Here is a 16,938-nt window from a genome sequence, read left to right as displayed (position 1 = left end):
TCGACGGCGGTGAGCGGGTCTTCGTCGTATCGCATCAGGCGTATATCCCTTCTACGGACCATCTTTTGTTCTCACGCACCAGAAGGAGCGCCTCCTGGCTGTCCTCTTCGGACTGTTCGGCCAACAGCACTTGCAGGCGGGCGCGCCTGCGGGCGGAATCCGGGTCCCACCAGCGTTCGTCGGCGGGCCATGGCCCGGCCCAACCGGCGACCGCGCGGGGGCATCCGCCGCCGTAGGCCACGCGGGCGGGCTCGCCGGTGAGGCGGAACCGGCCGGTCACCCCGATTTCGGCGCCTGCCTCGTCGAGCACCGACGCGGGCAGCGGGCGCACGGGGATGGCGGCGGGCGAGGGCGCGGGTAATCGGCCGGGCCATGGGCGGTCGGGAGGTGTGGGCGGGACACGTTCGTCGCCCCACGGGACGAGGTGGACCTGATCGGCGGGGCCCCGGCCGCCGCTGAGGACCGGGGTGAGGACAGCGTCCGGGCCGAGCAGGCCTTGGACATGGACCATGGCGCGGGCGGCGCGTTCGGCTTGTTCGTCGTGGCCGCCCTGCCAGAGGCCGAGTTGGAGGGTTCGGCCGTCGACCGTCTCCTCCGGTTCGAGGCGCAGGACCGTGATGCCCGCAGAGGGACGGCCCGCGCCACCGCGCAGCCAGCCGTCGAGCTGCCAGCGGACACGGTCGGCGATGCCGGACGCGGTGAGCGGGTCGGCGCAGCGCCACACGCGGTCGCGAGTCTCGCCGTTGGCTGTGCTCGCGTGGATGCCCAGGCGGGTGCAGGCGAGACCGTGCGCGGCCAGGCCCGTGTGGAGGCGCTCGCCGAGCGTGCGGGCGACGAACGCGGCGGCGTCGACCCGGTCGATGGGCGGGTCGGGGTTGTGGGTGACGGACAGGTCGACCGGGGGGCGTCTGCGGGAGGGCGGCCGTTCTTGCAGGCCGCTCGCCAGGCGGTGGGCGAGCTTGGCGTCGGCGCCGAACCGGGTGGAGACATCGCCGGGGTCCAGGGCGGCGAACGCGCCGAGGGTGCGGATGCCGAGTCTGCGCAGCAGGTCGACCAGGTCCGGCCTGCCTGATTCGAGTTCGCGGATGGTCAGCGGGGCAAGGAATTCGGGGCTGCCGCCAGGCGGGACGAGTCGGTTTCGGTGGGCGGCGAGGGTGGCGGCGAAGAGGCCGTCGGCGATGCCGATCTGGCACTCGGCGCCGGTCCGGGCGGCGACCTGATCGATGAGGCGTTCGGCGGCGGCCTCCTCGGAACCGAAGTAGCCGACCGGCCCGCGCGCGGGGACGGCGACGACGCCGGGCCGGATCACCTCGACGCCGACGGCCAACTCCTCGACGGCCATGGCCACCGGCTCGAACATCCGGGCGTCGCGGTCGACGTCGTCCAGGAAGACGACCAGGTCCGGGCAGCGGCTCTGCGCCTCCCGGCGGCGCATCGCCCGCTGGACACCGTCGGCGCGGGCGCGGGCGTTGGCGGCGACGACGCGGTTGGCGGCGAAGACGGCGGCGGGGGTGTCGAGCGGCAGACCGGCAACCGTGCTCGCGGCGACGACTGGCCAGTCGGGGCACCAGACGACGAGCAGGCGGGACATGGCTCTCCCCAGGGTTGATCGGATGTGCTCATCGTGGGGAGACGATTCGCTTGACTCGAACATACGTTCGAACAAGTGGGGTGTCAACCGGTCTTGCTCAGCTGTGGACAAGGGCCGCGAGGCGGCGTGAACGGGGTGCCCTGGAGGGCGAGGCGGGCGCGGACCGGCCGGGCGGCGGACCCTCGGCCTTGGGCGTGGACCTCGACCAGGCGGGCGCGGAGGTGGCCGTGCCCGTCACCGAGGCCGGACCAGCGGGCGCGGGTGCAGCGCAGTTCCAGATCGGCGCCCGGCCACGGCCCGAACGCGACGAGCGCGGCGCCACGGCTGCGCGCCCGCGCGGAGAGTCTGCGGGCCTGCGCGTCGGTGATCTTGGAGGTGGCCAGGGCGACCATGTCGAAGCCGTCGAGGAGGGCGGCGGCGATGGTGACGATGTCGTTGCCGGGGTCGGGCACCAGGGCGAGCCGGTCCACCGCGACGCCGAGTTCGGCGGCGGCGAGGACACCGAGGTCGGGGATGCCGATGACCGCGGCCCAGGAACCGTTCGCGGTGGGCTCGGCGAGCAGAGTGAGCAGTAAGGCGGCGGAGTCGCGGACGGCCACGGTGCCGCCGCGGCGGAGACCGCCCCAGGGGAAGAGGGGCGCCAGGTCTTCGCGGATGGGGAGGATGCGCGCGGGGTGGACGGCGGGCGCGTGATCGGACCACGCGAGACGAACGGAGGAGTCGAGGGCGACGGCGCCTTCGCCGGAGAAGGTGCGCAGACCGGTGGCCGACCGAAGGTCGCCGAAGTCGAGGGTGCCCTCTGTTGGATCGACCAGAGAGGAGTCGAAGGTGACGCCCTCGACGCGGACAGTCCGCCGCACGGATCGAGGATCCAAGGCGGCCAAGGCGGCACGAAGGTCATCGGGGGTGAAGAGACCGGGATGGCCGCCTGGATCAAGGACAGAGTGATCAAGGTGTTCAAGAGCAGGGTCGCCGGCTGCTTCCGGGTTCTTCCCCGCGCCGAAAGCAGCCAGCGACCGCACCGCTCACACCTCCCCGCGCCTGCTGCGCGTACCGCTCAGTTACGCGAGCGCCGTGGGGAGACGGCGGCGGGGCGAGTGGCCTCGACTCCGCCCACCCCGTTCGAACACATGTTCGACACGGCAAACCATACGAGCCCCTCGCCACCTTGTCAACCGCTCCGCACACATGCGTGTGGCCTGGCCAAAAGGCCAGGCCACACGGTCAGTTGCGGTGAACTACTCAGTGCGCGAAGTGGCGCGTCCCGGTCAGGTACACCGGCACCCCGGCCGCCTCCGCGACCGCGATGACCTCGGGGTCGCGGACCGAACCGCCGGGCTGCACGATCGCGCGGGCGCCTGCTTCGAGCAGGACCTCCAGGCCATCGGGGAACGGGAAGAACGCGTCCGACGCGGCCACCGAACCCGCCGCTCGCTCGCCCGCGCGGGCCACCGCGAGCCGGGCCGCGTCCACTCGGTTGACCTGGCCCATGCCCACTCCCACCGTGGCGCCGTCGTTCGCCAGCAGGATGGCGTTGGACTTCACCGCGCGGCAGGCTCGCCAGGCGAAGGCGAGATCGGCCAACGTGGCGTCGTCGACCGCGGTGCCGGTGGCGAGGGTCCACTTGGCCGGGTCGTCGCCGTCGGCCTCGATGGTGTCGACAGTCTGCAAAAGCAACCCACCAGACACCGGGCGCATCTCGGCACCCCGGCGAACCGGCTGGGCGATCAGGATGCGGACGTTCTTCTTCCTGGTGAGCACCTCGACGGCACCGTCGGCGTAGGCCGGGGCCACCACGACCTCGGTGAAGACCTCGGCGATCTGCTCGGCCATGTCCACGCTGACCTCACGATTGGCCGCGATGACACCGCCGAACGCGCTCGACGGGTCGCAGGCGTGGGCCTTGCGGTGCGCCTCGGCGATGTCGATCTCGGCGACCGCGATGCCGCACGGGTTGGCGTGCTTGATGATCGCCACGCACGGGGCCTCATGGTCGTAGGCCGCACGCCACGCCGCGTCGGCGTCGACGTAGTTGTTGTACGACATCTCTTTGCCGTGCAGCTGCGTGGCCGTCGCGAGGCCGCTCGAACCGTCGCCCTGGGTGTAGAGCGCGGCCCGCTGGTGCGGGTTCTCGCCGTAGCGCAGGACGTTGGAGCGCTGCCAGGTGGCGCCGACCCAGCCGGGGAAACCCGAGCCCTCGTCGTCCGGCGACAGGACGCCGCCCATCCAGGACGCGACCGCGACGTCGTAGGACGCCGTGTGCCGGAAGGCCTCCAGCGCGAGCTTCTGCCGGTCGGCCAGGGTGAAGCCGCCCGCGTTGACCTCCGCGAGCACCCACTCGTACCGCGACGGGTCGACCACGACGGCCACGCTGCCGTGGTTCTTCGCCGACGCGCGGACCATGGCCGGGCCGCCGATGTCGATCTGCTCGACGCACTCGTCGACCGACGCGCCCGAGGCGACCGTCTTGGCGAACGGGTAGAGGTTGACCACCAGCAGGTCGAACGCGGCGATGCCGAGCTCGGCGAGCTGCGCGACGTGCGCCGGGTTGCGGGTGTCGGCGAGCAGGCCCGCGTGCACGCGCGGGTGCAGTGTCTTGACCCGGCCGTCGAGCGACTCGGGGAAGCCGGTGACCTCCTCGACCCGGGTGACCGGCACGCCCGCGTCGGCGAGGGTCTTCGCGGTGCCGCCGGTCGAGACGATCTCCACGCCCGCCGCGTGCAGACCGGTGGCCAGCTCCAGCAGGCCCGCCTTGTCCGACACGCCGATCAGCGCCCGGCGAACCGGCTTCCGCTGCTGCCCAGTCTCGGGATGCCCAGTCACGGGATGCTCACCTTTCGTCCGTCCACGGTGTATCCGTCGCGCGCCATCCTGGTGACCACGTCGACCAGGAGCCGTCGCTCCACCGTCTTGATCCGTTCATGCAGGGTGGCCGCGTCGTCGCCGGGCGCCACGGGGACGGGCTCCTGGGCGATGATCGGGCCGGTGTCCACGCCGCCGTCGACCAGGTGGACCGTGCTTCCGGTTACCTGGACGCCGTAGGCGAGCGCGTCGTCGACCGCGTGCGCGCCGGGGAACGACGGCAGCAGCGCGGGATGGGTGTTGATGACCCGGTGGGCGAAGCGGGTGAGGAACTCGGGCCCGAGGATCTTCATGAACCCGGCGGAGACGACCAGATCCGGCGCATAAGCGGCTACGGCCTCGGTCAGGGCGAGGTCCCAGGCCGCGCGGTCGGCGTGGTCGGCGACGCGGACGGTGAAGGTGGGGACGTTCGCGCGGTCGGCGCGGGCCAGTCCCTCGATGCGTTTGCGGTCGGCGCCGACGGCGACGATGCGGGCGGGTATCCCGGCGTCATCGAGCAGGGCCTGCAACAGGGTGCCCGAACCCGACACCAGGACGACGATCCTGGCAGGCACTGCCGGCTGGAACTGGGAACTCAGCGTGGTCTCCTGCGGCGCCGGAACGGGATAGGCCCAGCGTAGGCGGTCCGCGGTCGATCTTGTTCAGCGGCCCGCGTCCGGTTCGGCGTCGGTCGACTCGGTTGTGTCGGCGGTCTCCTCCGCCGCGTCGTCGTCGGTGTCGGTGTCCTCGTCGACGTCTTCAGAGTCCTCGGGGTCTTCTTCGTCCTCCGGGTCCTCCGGGTCCTCAGGATTGATGAGACCCACCGGACCTTCGACGACCGGCCGCTCCCCCGCGAACCAGGCCACCAAGCCGCCGGGCACCGCGACCCAGCAGGCCAGGGCGAACGACACCAGGGCCGCCCGCAGGTCGAGCGGGTGGAACGGGCCGCCGCCGAGCGCGCCGCCCGCGCTGCCCGCGAGCACCGCGAAGCTCAGCGCCACCACGACCGAGGCGACAGCGACCGAACGCAGCCGGTCTTTAGGCGACTCCGCGACCGACCGCAGCACCCAGCCGACCAGCGCACCGACGGCGGCGGGCAGCAGGAACAGTGCGATCCACCACGCCGCCGCCTGCTCGGGCAGCGCGCTGAGCAACGGCAGCGCGGGCACCGGGCCGCCGTCGAAGTCGAGCGGGGCGATCGACACCGAGCCCATCGAGAACCCCGGGCCCGCGATGAACGCGGTCCCCGCGATCACAGCGTTGGGCAGGTATCCGGCGGAGAGCAACAGCATGCCGAGCGCACTGCCGGGACCGTCCAAGGCGAACATCGTGTTCGCCGCGCCATAGGACGTGACCAGCCCGAACGTCACCACCAGCGAGCCCGCGGCGAGCAGCGCGGCCACCGCCGACAGCCCGGCCCGCAGCCCGGCCCAGGCGAAGTCGTCGACGCGCTCGGCGCACCAGTCCAGGGTCCCGGACCGGCGCAGGAGGCCGACGTACGCGGCGAGCCCGGCGAGCAGCGCCGGGTAGTAGAACCCGGCCAGTGGGTCGACGACGACCGGGCCGTCGCCCAGAACCAGGGCGATGGTGAGGCCGAACGCGGCGTGGGCCGCGACGATGACGAAGACGACGTGACCGGTCTCGCGCGGCCCGACGGCGTCGACGCGCTCGGCGGCACCCGCGGCGGTGCGGGACACCAGCAGCATCAGCAGCAGCGTCGGCAGCAGGGGCAGCACACCCAGCTCATGGCCTCGCACGATCAGCGGGACCTGGTGGGCGGCGAGCCACCCGGGCAGCGCGGCGATGAGCACGCCGACCGTGGAGAAGTGGGATCTGGAGGCGATCGCCGTGACCAGCGCCATCACCGCGGCGACGGCGGCGTACCCGGTGAGCAGCGGACCCAGCGCGGCGACGACCAACACCCGGGCGCGCGCCACCGGTGCGATCCGGTCGGTCTCCAGCAGCGCCATGGCCTCACTCTGGCATTCGGGTGATGACACCCTCGGGTGCCACGCCGCCATCAGCCGATCCGGTGAATACCTTGACACACGAACGGGGCGGCACCGTCGATGACGGTGCCGCCCCGTGAAGAACCTGTGCTCAGCCCTGCTGCGGGTATCCGCCCGGCGGGGTGCCCGGTGCCTGGCCGAACTGTCCCGGCGGCGGCGCGAAGGTCTGCTGCGGCTGCTGGGCCTGCGGCTGCTGCGGCTGGCCGAACGGCGCCTGCTGCTGGTGCTGCTGCTGCTGGAACGGCGCGGACGGCGGGTTGTAGCCACCGGGCTGGCCGTACGGGTTGGCCGGAGCGGGCTGCGGCGGCTTGATGATGCCGTTGTCGAAGAGGAACGCGGCCACGGCGGCACCGGCCTGCAGGATGCCGAAGATCAGCACCATGACGCCACCCGCCTTGAGCGAGCCGTCGATCGAGAAGATCATGAACAGGTAGGCCAGCACGACCGACAGGATGATCGCGGGCGGGGTGAGACCGACCTTCTTGTCCCCCGGCAGGATCACCGGCAGCGACAGCAGACCGCCGAGCAGGAGCAGACCCGGGACCCAGCCGGTGAACACCTCGTAGAAGTTCACACCCGTGCTGAGCGGAGCGAACCCGAGGAACAGGTTGAGCACACCGAGACCCGCGACCGCGAGGTGCAGGATCTGTGCCAGCTCGAGCTTCGGGCCGGCAGGCGTGGGCGCGTAGCCCATCGTGGGCTGCTGCGGACCTTGACCCGGGTAACCACCCGGTGCCCCGCCTGGATAGGTCATCGCGTGCTCTCCTCAGCTAGCTCGACGCACAGAAACAATCTTTCAGCCAGCGAAACGCTAGCCCATTGCGGTGATCCGACGGACACCGGCAGGCCTCGGTTCCCCATCCTGGAAACAAGTGGAAACAACTTGAAAACAACAAAGGCCGGACGCGCGAACGCGTCCGGCCTTTCGCTGTGTCTGGATCAGACCTTCGCCTGGAACAGCTCGCGAGCCAGGGCGGCGGTCTCGGACGGCGTCTTGCCGACCTTGACCCCGGCGGCCTCGAGGGCCTCCTTCTTCGCCTGCGCGGTGCCTGCCGAACCGGATACGATCGCGCCCGCGTGACCCATGGTCTTGCCCTCGGGCGCGGTGAAGCCCGCCACGTAGCCGACGACCGGCTTGGTGACGTTCTCCTTGATGTAGGCCGCGGCCCGCTCTTCGGCGTCGCCACCGATCTCGCCGATCATGACGATCAGCTCGGTCTCCGGGTCCTGCTCGAACGCCTCGAGGGCGTCGATGTGGGTGGTGCCGATGATCGGGTCGCCACCGATGCCGACCGCGGACGAGAAACCGATGTCGCGCAGCTCGTACATCATCTGGTAGGTCAGGGTGCCGGACTTCGACACCAGACCGATCTTGCCCGGGCCGGTGATGTCGGCTGGGATGATGCCCGCGTTCGACTTTCCGGGGCTGATGAGGCCGGGGCAGTTCGGACCGATGATCCGGGTCTTGTTGCCCTTGGCCACCGCGTGCGCCCAGAAGTAGGCGCTGTCGTGCACCGGGATGCCCTCGGTGATGACGACGGCGAGGTCGATGCCCGCGTCGATCGCCTCGATGACGGCGTCCTTGGCGAACTTCGGCGGAACGAAGATCACCGACACGTCGGCGCCGGTGGCCTCCATCGCCTCGGCGACGGTGGCGAAGACCGGCAGGGACACGCCCTCGATCTCGACCTTGGTGCCCGCCTTGCGCGGGTTCACCCCGCCGACGATGTTGGTGCCGGACTTGAGCATGCGGCCCGTGTGCTTGGTGCCCTCGGAGCCGGTCATGCCCTGGACGATGACCTTGCTCTGGTCAGTCAGGAAGATTGCCATTGTCAGACCCCCGCAGCCGCGAGTTCGGCGGCCTTGTCGGCAGCGTTGTCCATAGTGTCCACCACGGTCACGAGCGGGTGGTTGGCCTCGGCCAGAATGCGGCGGCCCTCTTCGACGTTGTTGCCGTCGAGGCGCACGACCAGCGGCTTGGTGGCCTCGTCACCGAGGATCTCCAGCGCCGCGACGATGCCGTTGGCGACCGCGTCACAGGCGGTGATGCCGCCGAAGACGTTGACGAACACCGACTTGACCGCCGGGTCGTTCAGGATGATGTGCAGACCGTTGGCCATCACCTCGGCCGACGCGCCGCCACCGATGTCGAGGAAGTTCGCCGGCTTCACGCCATTGTGCTTCTCGCCCGCGTAGGCCACGACGTCCAGAGTGGACATGACCAGGCCCGCGCCGTTGCCGATGATGCCGACCTCGCCGTCGAGCTTGACGTAGTTGAGGTCCTTGGCCTTGGCCGCTGCCTCCAGCGGGTCCTCGGCCTCCTGGTCCACCAGGTCGGCGTGCGCCGGGTGGCGGAAGCCCGCGTTCTCGTCGAGGGTGACCTTGCCGTCGAGGGCGATGATCTTGTCCTGCGGGTCGCGGACCAGCGGGTTGACCTCGACCAGCGTGGCGTCCTCGCCGACGAAGGCTTCCCACAGCTTCACGATGACGTCCGCGGCCTGGTCGGCCACGACGGCCGGGATCTTGGCGGCGGCGACGATTTCCTGCGCCTTGGCCAGGTCGACGCCGTCGATGGCGTTGACCGGGATCTTGGCGAGGGCGTCGGGACGCTCGACGGCGAGCTGCTCGATGTCCATGCCGCCCTCGGCCGACGCCATCGCGAGGAAGGTGCGGTTGGCGCGGTCGAGCAGGAACGAGAAGTAGTACTCCTCGGCGATGTCGGACGCGACCGTCACCAGCACCTTGCGGGTGATGTGGCCCTTGATGTCCAGACCGAGGATGCCCTCGGCCTTGGCCTGGGCGTCGTCGGCGTTGTCGGCGAGCTTGACGCCGCCCGCCTTGCCCCGGCCGCCGGTCTTGACCTGGGCCTTGATGACCACGGTCGAACCAAGCTCTTCCGCGATGGCGCGGGCCTTCTCGGCTGTGTCAGCCACGTCGCCCGGCAGCACCGGGACCCCGTGGGCGGCGAAAAGATCCTTCGCCTGGTACTCGTACAGGTCCACTCGACAGTCTCCTGACTACGGTGTCTTCGACGCGATGCTGTCAGACGTGAAGACCCTAGCGACCTGCGGATTGACCCGAAACTTCACACCCGGTGAAGTCTGTCACCAGAGGGTCACTATCACGGTGAGGTCTGTCACCACTTCGCCTTCGCGGCCCAGGTGAGCACGTCGATGTAGTCGTAAACCTCGATGTCGGCGGCGTCTTGTTCCCTGAGCCGCGCGGTGACCATGCCCACGTGCTCATCGACCGCGATCGCATCGGCGTCCTCCTGGATCGCGATGGTCACCACCTGATCGGGGCTGCCGTGTCCGGCGAAGACGACCTCGATCCCGCTGTCGCGCAGCAGCCTCGCCACGGCGTGCATGTCGGCTTCGCCGAACTCGGCCAGGACCACGCGGGCGGTCATCGGCGCGGCTTCGCGGCGGGTCGCGCGATGGCGGCGACGAGGGCGCCGACGAGCAGCGCGGCCACGCAGGCCAGTGACAGCCAGGTGCCGGGGCCCGCGGTCGCTCCTTCGGCGCGGTCGGACGTCAGGACGAACTCCAGCGCGTGGACCGCCACCAGCGCCGCGGCACCCGCGAGGAGCGCGCCGCCGCGGGGTGGGCGCGAGAACGCGGCAATGGCGATGACCGCGAGAACCGCCACCACGCCTAGGAGCAAACCCCAGGACGCGGGGCGGAAGTGGGACCAGATGCCGGGGGCGACGAATCCGGGGGCCTTGAGGACTGGCAGGCCGAAGGCGCCGATGGCGAACAGGGCGGCCGCGGCGAGGGGCGCGGCGAGGGTGAGGTTGGCCTGGCGCTGGGTGAGGTCGACGTCGTCGCGCTCGGCCACCCCGGCGAGCGCGGCGACGCAGCCCGCGGCGACGGCGAGCACGGCCGCGATCCCACCGAACCAGGCGCCGGGGCCCGCGCTGACGGCGTCGCTGGCGCTGACGGCGGTGAAGACGGCATCACTCGAACTGGCCGCGACCAGCGGGATCGCGATCACGGCGACGGCGAACGCGGGGCGGGTCGCGGCGGCGGCGCGCGCGAACAGGAGGGAAACGGCCAGGGCGAGCACGATGATCGCGGCGGGGACGAACAGCCTGCTGGAGTAGGCGACGGGACGGTCGAGGCCGCCGGTGACCACGAGCTGCACGGAGGTCGCGGCGGCCAACGCGGCGGCGGCGGCTGCCAGGCCGAGGATTCCGGCGGTCAGGTGCAGGCGGCCGGTGTCGAGTTCGGTCGCGCGGTCCTCGGCGGGGTTCTCCTGGCGGTTGAGCAGCCAGACCGCGACGGTCAGGGCGATCAGCGCGGACAGGGCGATGACCGGGCCGGGGGCGGGGTGCAGGCGGTCGACCGCGGTGGCGGCCGCGAGCTGCGGGACGGTGACGCCCGCGACGGCGGCCGTCACCCCGAGGACCACACCCCGGGCGACGGGCGGGCGGGCCGACCCGGCGCCGAAGACCGCGCCTGCCGCGGCGGCACCGGCGAGGAGAAGGACACCGAAGCAGGCCAGCGGCGGGGCGTCGATCACGCTGCTGGCCAGGACGAAGGCGTTGTCCGAGCGGAACGGGGCGAGCAGCAGGCCGACGGCGGCGAGCAGGGCGGCGATGAGGGCCAGCACCAGGGAGGTGCCTTGGGCCTTGGTCGAGCGGTCGGCGGAGTGGTCGTCGAACTCGGCGGCGTAGAGCGTGCCGGAGATGGCGCCTGCCCGGCCGACCGCCAGGAGGCCCGCCAGCGCGACCGCGCCGTGTCCGGCGAGCAGCAGCCACAGGCCGGTGGCGGCGTCGAGGGGCGCGAGGACCGTCGGAACCAGGATCTCGGGGCGCGAGGTGAGCAGCGGGTCGACGGCGAACTGCGCGTCGACCAGGGCGCGGCCGGGGGCCAGCACGGCGGACCCGACCAGCACGGCGGCGCCGGTGGCGGGGGCTTTGGCGATCACGAAGCCGATCGCGAGCAGCGGCGGGACGGCGGCGAGGAACGCCAGGAGCGGCAGCGCGCCAAAACCGGCGTCGGGGCCGTTTGCCACAAGGCCGCTCGCAGGCCCGGCGACCAGGAGAACAGCGCCCGCGACCCCGAGGAACAGTGCGACCCGGAGCCTGCCCGGCACATCGGCCCAGTCGATGCGAACAACGGGAAGTGCGCCGTCGGCCTGGTCCGCGTGGCGGAGGAGCGACGTTCGAATCCGCGAGGTCATCGCGGGCAACGCTAGCAAGACCGGCGGGGTCGGACCGCTTCCGCGATGTGGGATGCACCTGATGGGCGGGGTGCGGTGGATCGGAATGTCTGAGGGCGGCGTGGACGGAGGGGGTTTCGAGGCCGGGCAGGCGGGGCACAACTGTGGTGGAGCTTGAGGGGCGGCCGGCTCGATGGGCGGACTGGGCCGGGTCGGCAGGCAGCGGGATTCGGGGACGGATTGAGAGATGGGTGACGGTCGGCCGGAGCCTGATGTTGGGGCGCGTGATGGCTGGGTTGGGGCACGTCGGTTGAGGTGAGCCCCAAGTCGCTGGGGCCGGTGGGGCTTGTGGGGTTGGCGCGGTTTGTGTCGGTTTGTCGCGGTTGGCGTGAGCGATCAACTCAGGCTGGACCACCTAAATGGCCTATTGAAACGAGACCCAGGTCACACTAAAGGGTGTGAGGTGGGGTTAACTTTGGGTAGTAACCGCTGTACAGGAACTTCCACCCTTCGCCACGGTTGGCAGATAACACGTGTAGATGTTGCCCATCCCGGTATCTCCCCGTTACTGTCGCCCAGTCCGTTGTCACAGTCCGATCACGAATGGACTGGGGCTGGCAACCTGCTCCACCGCCGCCCCATCCGGGTCCCCCGCCCGGCGTCCTCACCGAGAGCTCGTCCCCGCGAGCCGGTGTCCGGATCTGACTCCCCGAAGGCGGAAGGCTAGCTTTGTCTCGACATCGCTCCACCGGCGGTGAACGCGAGTTCACCGTGCTCGACGAAGCGCTCGATCGCGCCCCTCAAGTTCGCGGTGCGCACCGAATCGCTCCACCCTCGTCCGTGCTGCGTGGCCGGGTGGTCGTGGCCGCTGTGGCCGTCGGCGCCTTCGCCGCGGCCGCCGCGGGGCAGACCCTCCAATCCGCCGCCGGCTCGTCGAGCGACGACATCGTTCCGCTGGCAGGCACCCGCGACGCCTCCTCCCACATGGGCGGCATGGGTGGTGACGGGCCGATCGCGCCCGAGCTGCTCACGCTCGCCAAGACCTCCGACGGCACGCTCGAGGCCCAGAAGATGGCCTCCTCCGAGCGCGTCGCGCAGGCCCGCAACGCCCGTGCCGCCGAGGTACAGAAGCAGCAGGAAGAAGCGGCACGACCGAAGGCCTTCAAGCCCGCCAGCGGCAGCCTGACCTCCGGCTTCGGTGCCCGCTGGGGCACCACCCACTACGGCATCGACATCGCCAACCGCATCGGCACGCCGATCGTCTCGGTCGCCGACGGCACCGTGATCGAGGCGGGCAGCGCCAGCGGCTTCGGCCTCTGGGTCCGCGTCCAGCACGCGGACGGCACCGTCACGGTCTACGGCCACGTCAACGACTACGTCGTACGCGAAGGCCAGCGGGTCAAGGCCGGTCAGCTGATCGCCCACATGGGCAACCGCGGCCAGTCCACCGGTCCGCACCTGCACTTCGAGGTGTGGGACGCCAGCGGCCGCAAGATGAACCCGCTGCCCTGGCTGATCGCCCGCGGCATCAGCCTCTGAGTCGCGTCACCGCTTGAGCATCACCCCGCCCTCCGGGTCGGCCCGCACGAAATAGGCGCTCGCGACACGCCATACCGTGCACAGGGAGCCACGCCGCCCAGGCGCCGGAAGGTGGGCCCGCCCGCACCCCGCACAGCGGGTGCGGGCCCCCGAGGGCCGATGGAGCCCCAGCACACTGCGCCACGCCGCCGTGAGCCTGCGCATCTCGCCGCCGACGACCGCCTGCTGCCCGGCCGCGAGCCGGTCGACCGCGTCGAGGTAGCGGCCCACCGCCTCGGCGAGGAGCCGGTGCAGCAACTCGTCCATTCCCTGTTCCCCCCTGCTTGCGCCATGGGGTCAGTCAACCGCAGGGGACCGACAATTTTCGAACATCAGTTCGAATGTGACTCGATCGTGTGATGCGCGGCTAGAGCTTCACCATGGGGACGCTGCCGATCAGCATGAGGCGGATCGTGCCCGCGGTGCCGAAGTCGATCGTCGCCGTCGCACGCGGGCCGGTGCCGTCGGTGGCGACGACAGTGCCCAGCCCGTACTTGTCGTGGTTGACCCGGTCGCCCACTTCCAGCGTCAGGGCCGCGGTGTCCTGCCAGCCCTTGGACGGCGCCGGACGCAGCCCGGCGCGGCCCGTTCCGGTGGCCCGAGAGCCCCACGTGGTGGCCCGGCTGGGGCTGGAGCGGTCGGGGCCCATCCGCCGCCAGTCGATCAAGTCGGCGGGGATCTCGTCGAAGAACCGCGACGCCGGGTTGGTCATCGGCTGACCCCATGCCGACCGGACGATCGCGCGGGACAGGTAGAGGCGCTCGCGGGCGCGGGTGATGCCCACGTACGCGAGGCGGCGCTCTTCGGCGAGTTCCGTGGGATCACTCAACGCGCGCATGTGCGGGAAGATCCCGTCCTCCCACCCCGTGGAGAAAACCACCGGGTATTCCAAGCCCTTGGCCGTATGCAGGGTCATCAGCGTGACCATGCCGCCGGACTCATCGTCGGGGTCCGGCACCTGGTCGGCGTCGGCCACGAGGGACACGCGCTCCAGGAAGGCGGCCAGCGAGCCCGCCTCCGGGCCGACCGTGGCGGAGTCGACCGCGTCCGGCGGCGGCTCGTCGGCGGGGGCCTCCGTGAACTCGCGGGCGACCGTCACCAACTCGGTGAGGTTCTCCAGCCGCGAGGCGTCCTGCGGGTCGTCGCTGGCTTCGAGTTCGGCGCGGTAGCCGGTCTGGTCGAGGACCGCGTCGAGGATCTCGGCGACGTCCTGGCCGTCGTCGACGAAGCGGCGAAGGCCGTCGATCAGCTCGACGAAGCCCGCGATCGCGCGCTGGGAGCGCGGGTTCAGCAGTGCCACCTTGCCCACGGCGGCGTCGTTCAGCGCGGCGGCGAAGGAGATCCGCTCGCGGTCGGCGTGAGTGGAGACGCAGGCTTCCGCGCGGTCGCCGATGCCCCGGCGGGGGACGTTGAGGATGCGGCGGAGGCTGACCGTGTCCTCCGGGTTCGCGAGAACCCTCAAGTACGCCAAGGCATCCCGGACTTCGCGCCGCTCGTAGAAGCGGACACCGCCGACGACCTTGTACGGCAGTCCCATCCGGATGAAGATCTCCTCGAACACCCGGGACTGGTTGTTCGTCCGGTAGAACACCGCCACATCGCAGTTGTTCGCGATGCCCGCGTCGACCAGCTGGTCGATCTCACGCGCGACGAACGACGCCTCGTCGTGCTCGTTGTCGCCGACGTAGGCGACGATCTTCTCGCCGTCGCCGAGCGCGGTCCACAGGCGCTTGTCGCGCCGGTCCGGGTTGCGCGAGATGACCGCGTTGGCGGCGTTGAGGATGGTCTGCGTTGAGCGGTAGTTCTGCTCCAGCATGACCGTCGTCGCGTTCGGGTAGTCGCGCTCGAACTCGACGATGTTGCGGATGGTGGCGCCGCGGAAGGCGTAGATCGACTGGTCGGCGTCGCCGACGACGCAGAGTTCGGCGGGCGCCAAGCCCTCGGTGCCGCGGCCGACCAGCTCACGCACCAGCGTGTACTGGGCGTGGTTGGTGTCCTGGTACTCGTCGACAAGGACGTGCCGGAAGCGCCGGTGGTAGTACTCGGCGACGTCCGGGAACCCCTGCAGCAGCTCGACCGTGCGCATGATCAGGTCGTCGAAGTCCATCGCGTTGGCCTGGCGCAGCCTGCTTTGGTACTCCACGTAGACCTCGGCGACGCGGCGCTCCAGGTCGTTGGCGGCGGCCGACGACGCCTGCTCGGGGCCGATCAGCTCGTTCTTGAGGTTCGAGATGTGGATCGACAGCGTGCGCGCCGGGTAGCGCTTGGGGTCGAGGTCGATGTCGCGTGCGACCAGCGTGATGAGGCGACGCGAGTCGTCGGCGTCGTAGATGGAGAAGCTCGACGTCATCCCCAGCGTCTTGGCCTCGCGGCGCAGCACCCGCACGCACATCGAGTGGAACGTCGACACCCACATCGCGTTGGCCCGCCTGCCGACGAGGTCGGCGACGCGCTCCTTCATCTCGGCCGCGGCCTTGTTCGTGAAGGTGATCGCCATGACCTGGCCGGGATGGACGTCGCGCTCCGCGAGCAAGTACGCGATACGCCGGGTCAGCACCCTGGTCTTGCCGGAGCCCGCGCCCGCGACCACGAGCAGCGGGCTGCCGATGTGCTCGACGGCACGCCGCTGCTGGTCGTTGAGGTCGTCGAGGAGCGCTGCGGAGCCGGACTGGCGGCGGGGCGCGGCGGGCTCGGTGGTGGGGAGGTCGAAGAGTGCTTCCATCGTGCGGGCAACGGTACCGGGGGCCACCGACGAAGACGAAAAGTGCCGATCCCACAGGCCGGACTCCCGGTCGACCTCGCGGCCACGGTGTGTCACACTCGATCCGTGCAGCGCCACTACGAGTTTTTTTACGGGATCCGGACTCCGGCTCCCGTTGTGGCATAGCACCAAAAACCACCACGAAGCCCCGGAGTCCTCGGACCCCGGGGCTTTGTGCGCTCGGGAGCTGAGAATCTCCGCCCAACCGCTGAGGATCACGATGTCCGAGAACACGGTCAAACCCAGCATCGAGCTTCCCGCCCCCGAGGAAGTCGCCGAGCTGCGCAAAGAAATCGACGAGTTGGACCGCGAGATCCTGCGCCTGGTGAAACGCCGGGCCGAGGTCTCGCAGACGATCGGCGCCGCGCGCATGGCCGCGGGCGGACCGCGCATCGTGGTCAACCGCGAGATGGACGTCGTGGCGCGCTACCGCGAACTCGGTCCCGCGGGCCGCACGCTGGCGATGGTGCTGCTCGACCTCGGCCGCGGCCGACTCGGAAGGTAGAAGATCAGGGGGTGCCTCCGGGCGATCCCCGAGTCGATCCGGCGCGCGCTCGGGCAGACTGGGCACATGCTCGATCTCATCGCTGTCATCGTGGCCATCGTCGCCTTCGTCGCGGCACTCGGTTTCGCGGGTTACCTGGCGCTGCTCAATTCCGCGGCGCGCAAACGCGGGGTGAGCGGCGCGCCGGTCGCCCAGTACGTGCGGGGCCGGTGGCCGATCGCGGGCGTCACCACCGCGGGCGCGCTGCTCGGCTGGCTGCTCACCAGCGGCGGCGGCTTCGCCGACGTGCTGGCCATCCTCGTGGCGGGCGGGTCCGGCGCGGTCGCGGGCAGTTCGCTGTCGACGACGATGGCGAAGTACCGCAGCGGCGAGTGACTCGAACGGGTCGATTCCCACGCACGGCAGAGAAATAAGCCCGCGTTCACCCGAATGTGTGAGGTTGCGACGAGTGGCGCGCCCTGACTCACGAACGCTGTGCAACGGCTTACTC

The 16,938-nt window shown here is 70.8% G+C and carries 15 protein-coding genes; 3 read left to right on the top strand and 12 right to left on the bottom strand.

Features of this window, described 5'->3' with window-relative positions:
• Positions 1–34: 34 nt before the first annotated feature.
• The 10 genes from ACUZ2Y_RS23650 to ACUZ2Y_RS23605 all read right to left on the bottom strand — a co-directional run bounded on the left by ACUZ2Y_RS23650 (position 35) and on the right by ACUZ2Y_RS23605 (position 11,625).
• Complete coding sequence (locus tag ACUZ2Y_RS23650) at positions 35–1,591, bottom strand: DNA polymerase Y family protein (RefSeq protein ID WP_476322447.1); 1,557 nt, start codon at positions 1,589–1,591, stop codon at positions 35–37.
• Between the two features lie 83 nt (positions 1,592–1,674).
• Complete coding sequence (locus ACUZ2Y_RS23645; RefSeq protein ID WP_476322445.1) at positions 1,675–2,451, bottom strand: hypothetical protein; 777 nt, start codon at positions 2,449–2,451, stop codon at positions 1,675–1,677.
• A gap of 382 nt (positions 2,452–2,833) precedes the next feature.
• Positions 2,834–4,414, bottom strand: coding sequence for a bifunctional phosphoribosylaminoimidazolecarboxamide formyltransferase/IMP cyclohydrolase (gene purH / locus ACUZ2Y_RS23640; protein WP_476322442.1), 1,581 nt, complete (start codon positions 4,412–4,414; stop codon positions 2,834–2,836).
• Positions 4,411–5,007: a phosphoribosylglycinamide formyltransferase gene (gene purN, locus ACUZ2Y_RS23635; protein ID WP_476322439.1), complete on the bottom strand. Its 597-nt coding sequence runs from the start codon at positions 5,005–5,007 to the stop codon at positions 4,411–4,413. Before purN ends, purH begins: the two co-directional genes overlap by 4 nt.
• 87 nt (positions 5,008–5,094) lie before the next feature.
• Positions 5,095–6,402 carry a cell division protein PerM gene (locus ACUZ2Y_RS23630; RefSeq protein WP_476322436.1) on the bottom strand — a complete coding sequence of 436 codons (1,308 nt, stop codon included), beginning with the start codon at positions 6,400–6,402 and terminating at the stop codon, positions 5,095–5,097.
• A 130-nt stretch (positions 6,403–6,532) separates the two neighbouring features.
• Positions 6,533–7,195, bottom strand: a complete 663-nt coding sequence (locus ACUZ2Y_RS23625; protein WP_476322433.1) for a DUF5336 domain-containing protein — start codon at positions 7,193–7,195, stop codon at positions 6,533–6,535.
• A 185-nt stretch (positions 7,196–7,380) separates the two neighbouring features.
• Positions 7,381–8,271, bottom strand: coding sequence for a succinate--CoA ligase subunit alpha (sucD, locus tag ACUZ2Y_RS23620; RefSeq protein ID WP_476322430.1), 891 nt, complete (start codon positions 8,269–8,271; stop codon positions 7,381–7,383).
• A 2-nt stretch (positions 8,272–8,273) separates the two neighbouring features.
• Positions 8,274–9,443: an ADP-forming succinate--CoA ligase subunit beta gene (sucC, locus tag ACUZ2Y_RS23615; protein ID WP_476322427.1), complete on the bottom strand. Its 1,170-nt coding sequence runs from the start codon at positions 9,441–9,443 to the stop codon at positions 8,274–8,276.
• Between the two features lie 134 nt (positions 9,444–9,577).
• Positions 9,578–9,850, bottom strand: coding sequence for a hypothetical protein (locus ACUZ2Y_RS23610; protein WP_476322424.1), 273 nt, complete (start codon positions 9,848–9,850; stop codon positions 9,578–9,580).
• Positions 9,847–11,625 carry a hypothetical protein gene (locus ACUZ2Y_RS23605; RefSeq protein ID WP_476322421.1) on the bottom strand — a complete coding sequence of 593 codons (1,779 nt, stop codon included), beginning with the start codon at positions 11,623–11,625 and terminating at the stop codon, positions 9,847–9,849. Before ACUZ2Y_RS23605 ends, ACUZ2Y_RS23610 begins: the two co-directional genes overlap by 4 nt.
• 819 nt (positions 11,626–12,444) lie before the next feature.
• Here ACUZ2Y_RS23605 and ACUZ2Y_RS23600 point away from each other — a divergent pair.
• Entirely contained in the window at positions 12,445–13,143 is a 699-nt protein-coding gene (locus ACUZ2Y_RS23600) for a M23 family metallopeptidase (protein WP_476322418.1), read from the top strand.
• A 6-nt stretch (positions 13,144–13,149) separates the two neighbouring features.
• Here the strand turns inward: ACUZ2Y_RS23600 and ACUZ2Y_RS23595 are convergent, their stop codons facing one another.
• Together ACUZ2Y_RS23595 and pcrA are read right to left on the bottom strand one after the other, a co-directional pair.
• Positions 13,150–13,449 (bottom strand): hypothetical protein, encoded by a 300-nt coding sequence (locus ACUZ2Y_RS23595; protein WP_476322415.1) that lies wholly within the window; start codon positions 13,447–13,449, stop codon positions 13,150–13,152.
• A 100-nt stretch (positions 13,450–13,549) separates the two neighbouring features.
• Positions 13,550–15,904, bottom strand: coding sequence for a DNA helicase PcrA (gene pcrA / locus ACUZ2Y_RS23590; RefSeq protein ID WP_476322412.1), 2,355 nt, complete (start codon positions 15,902–15,904; stop codon positions 13,550–13,552).
• Between the two features lie 259 nt (positions 15,905–16,163).
• On the opposite strand from pcrA, the gene ACUZ2Y_RS23585 reads away from it, so the two are divergent.
• Positions 16,164–16,448, top strand: coding sequence for a chorismate mutase (locus tag ACUZ2Y_RS23585; protein ID WP_476322409.1), 285 nt, complete (start codon positions 16,164–16,166; stop codon positions 16,446–16,448).
• A 66-nt stretch (positions 16,449–16,514) separates the two neighbouring features.
• On the top strand, positions 16,515–16,823 hold the full coding sequence (locus ACUZ2Y_RS23580) for a hypothetical protein (protein WP_431425635.1): 309 nt from the start codon (positions 16,515–16,517) through the stop codon (positions 16,821–16,823).
• Positions 16,824–16,938 lie beyond the last annotated feature (115 nt).

It is taken from the genome of Actinokineospora sp. UV203 (assembly GCF_056323665.1).
Note: the sequence above shows the minus strand (reverse complement) of the source record. Positions and strands in the feature narration are given on the sequence as shown.

Bases quoted from the DNA above. Each gene is read 5' to 3' on its own strand.
- ACUZ2Y_RS23650 (WP_476322447.1), bottom strand. From the start codon at position 1,591: ATGTCCCGCCTGCTCGTCGTCTGGTGCCCCGACTGGCCAGTCGTCGCC.
- ACUZ2Y_RS23630 (WP_476322436.1), bottom strand. From the start codon at position 6,402: ATGGCGCTGCTGGAGACCGACCGGATCGCACCGGTGGCGCGCGCCCGG.
- ACUZ2Y_RS23625 (WP_476322433.1), bottom strand. From the start codon at position 7,195: ATGACCTATCCAGGCGGGGCACCGGGTGGTTACCCGGGTCAAGGTCCG.
- sucD (WP_476322430.1), bottom strand. From the start codon at position 8,271: ATGGCAATCTTCCTGACTGACCAGAGCAAGGTCATCGTCCAGGGCATG.
- ACUZ2Y_RS23610 (WP_476322424.1), bottom strand. From the start codon at position 9,850: ATGACCGCCCGCGTGGTCCTGGCCGAGTTCGGCGAAGCCGACATGCAC.
- ACUZ2Y_RS23605 (WP_476322421.1), bottom strand. From the start codon at position 11,625: ATGACCTCGCGGATTCGAACGTCGCTCCTCCGCCACGCGGACCAGGCC.
- ACUZ2Y_RS23595 (WP_476322415.1), bottom strand. From the start codon at position 13,449: ATGGACGAGTTGCTGCACCGGCTCCTCGCCGAGGCGGTGGGCCGCTAC.
- pcrA (WP_476322412.1), bottom strand. From the start codon at position 15,904: ATGGAAGCACTCTTCGACCTCCCCACCACCGAGCCCGCCGCGCCCCGC.
- ACUZ2Y_RS23585 (WP_476322409.1), top strand. From the start codon at position 16,164: ATGTCCGAGAACACGGTCAAACCCAGCATCGAGCTTCCCGCCCCCGAG.
- ACUZ2Y_RS23580 (WP_431425635.1), top strand. From the start codon at position 16,515: ATGCTCGATCTCATCGCTGTCATCGTGGCCATCGTCGCCTTCGTCGCG.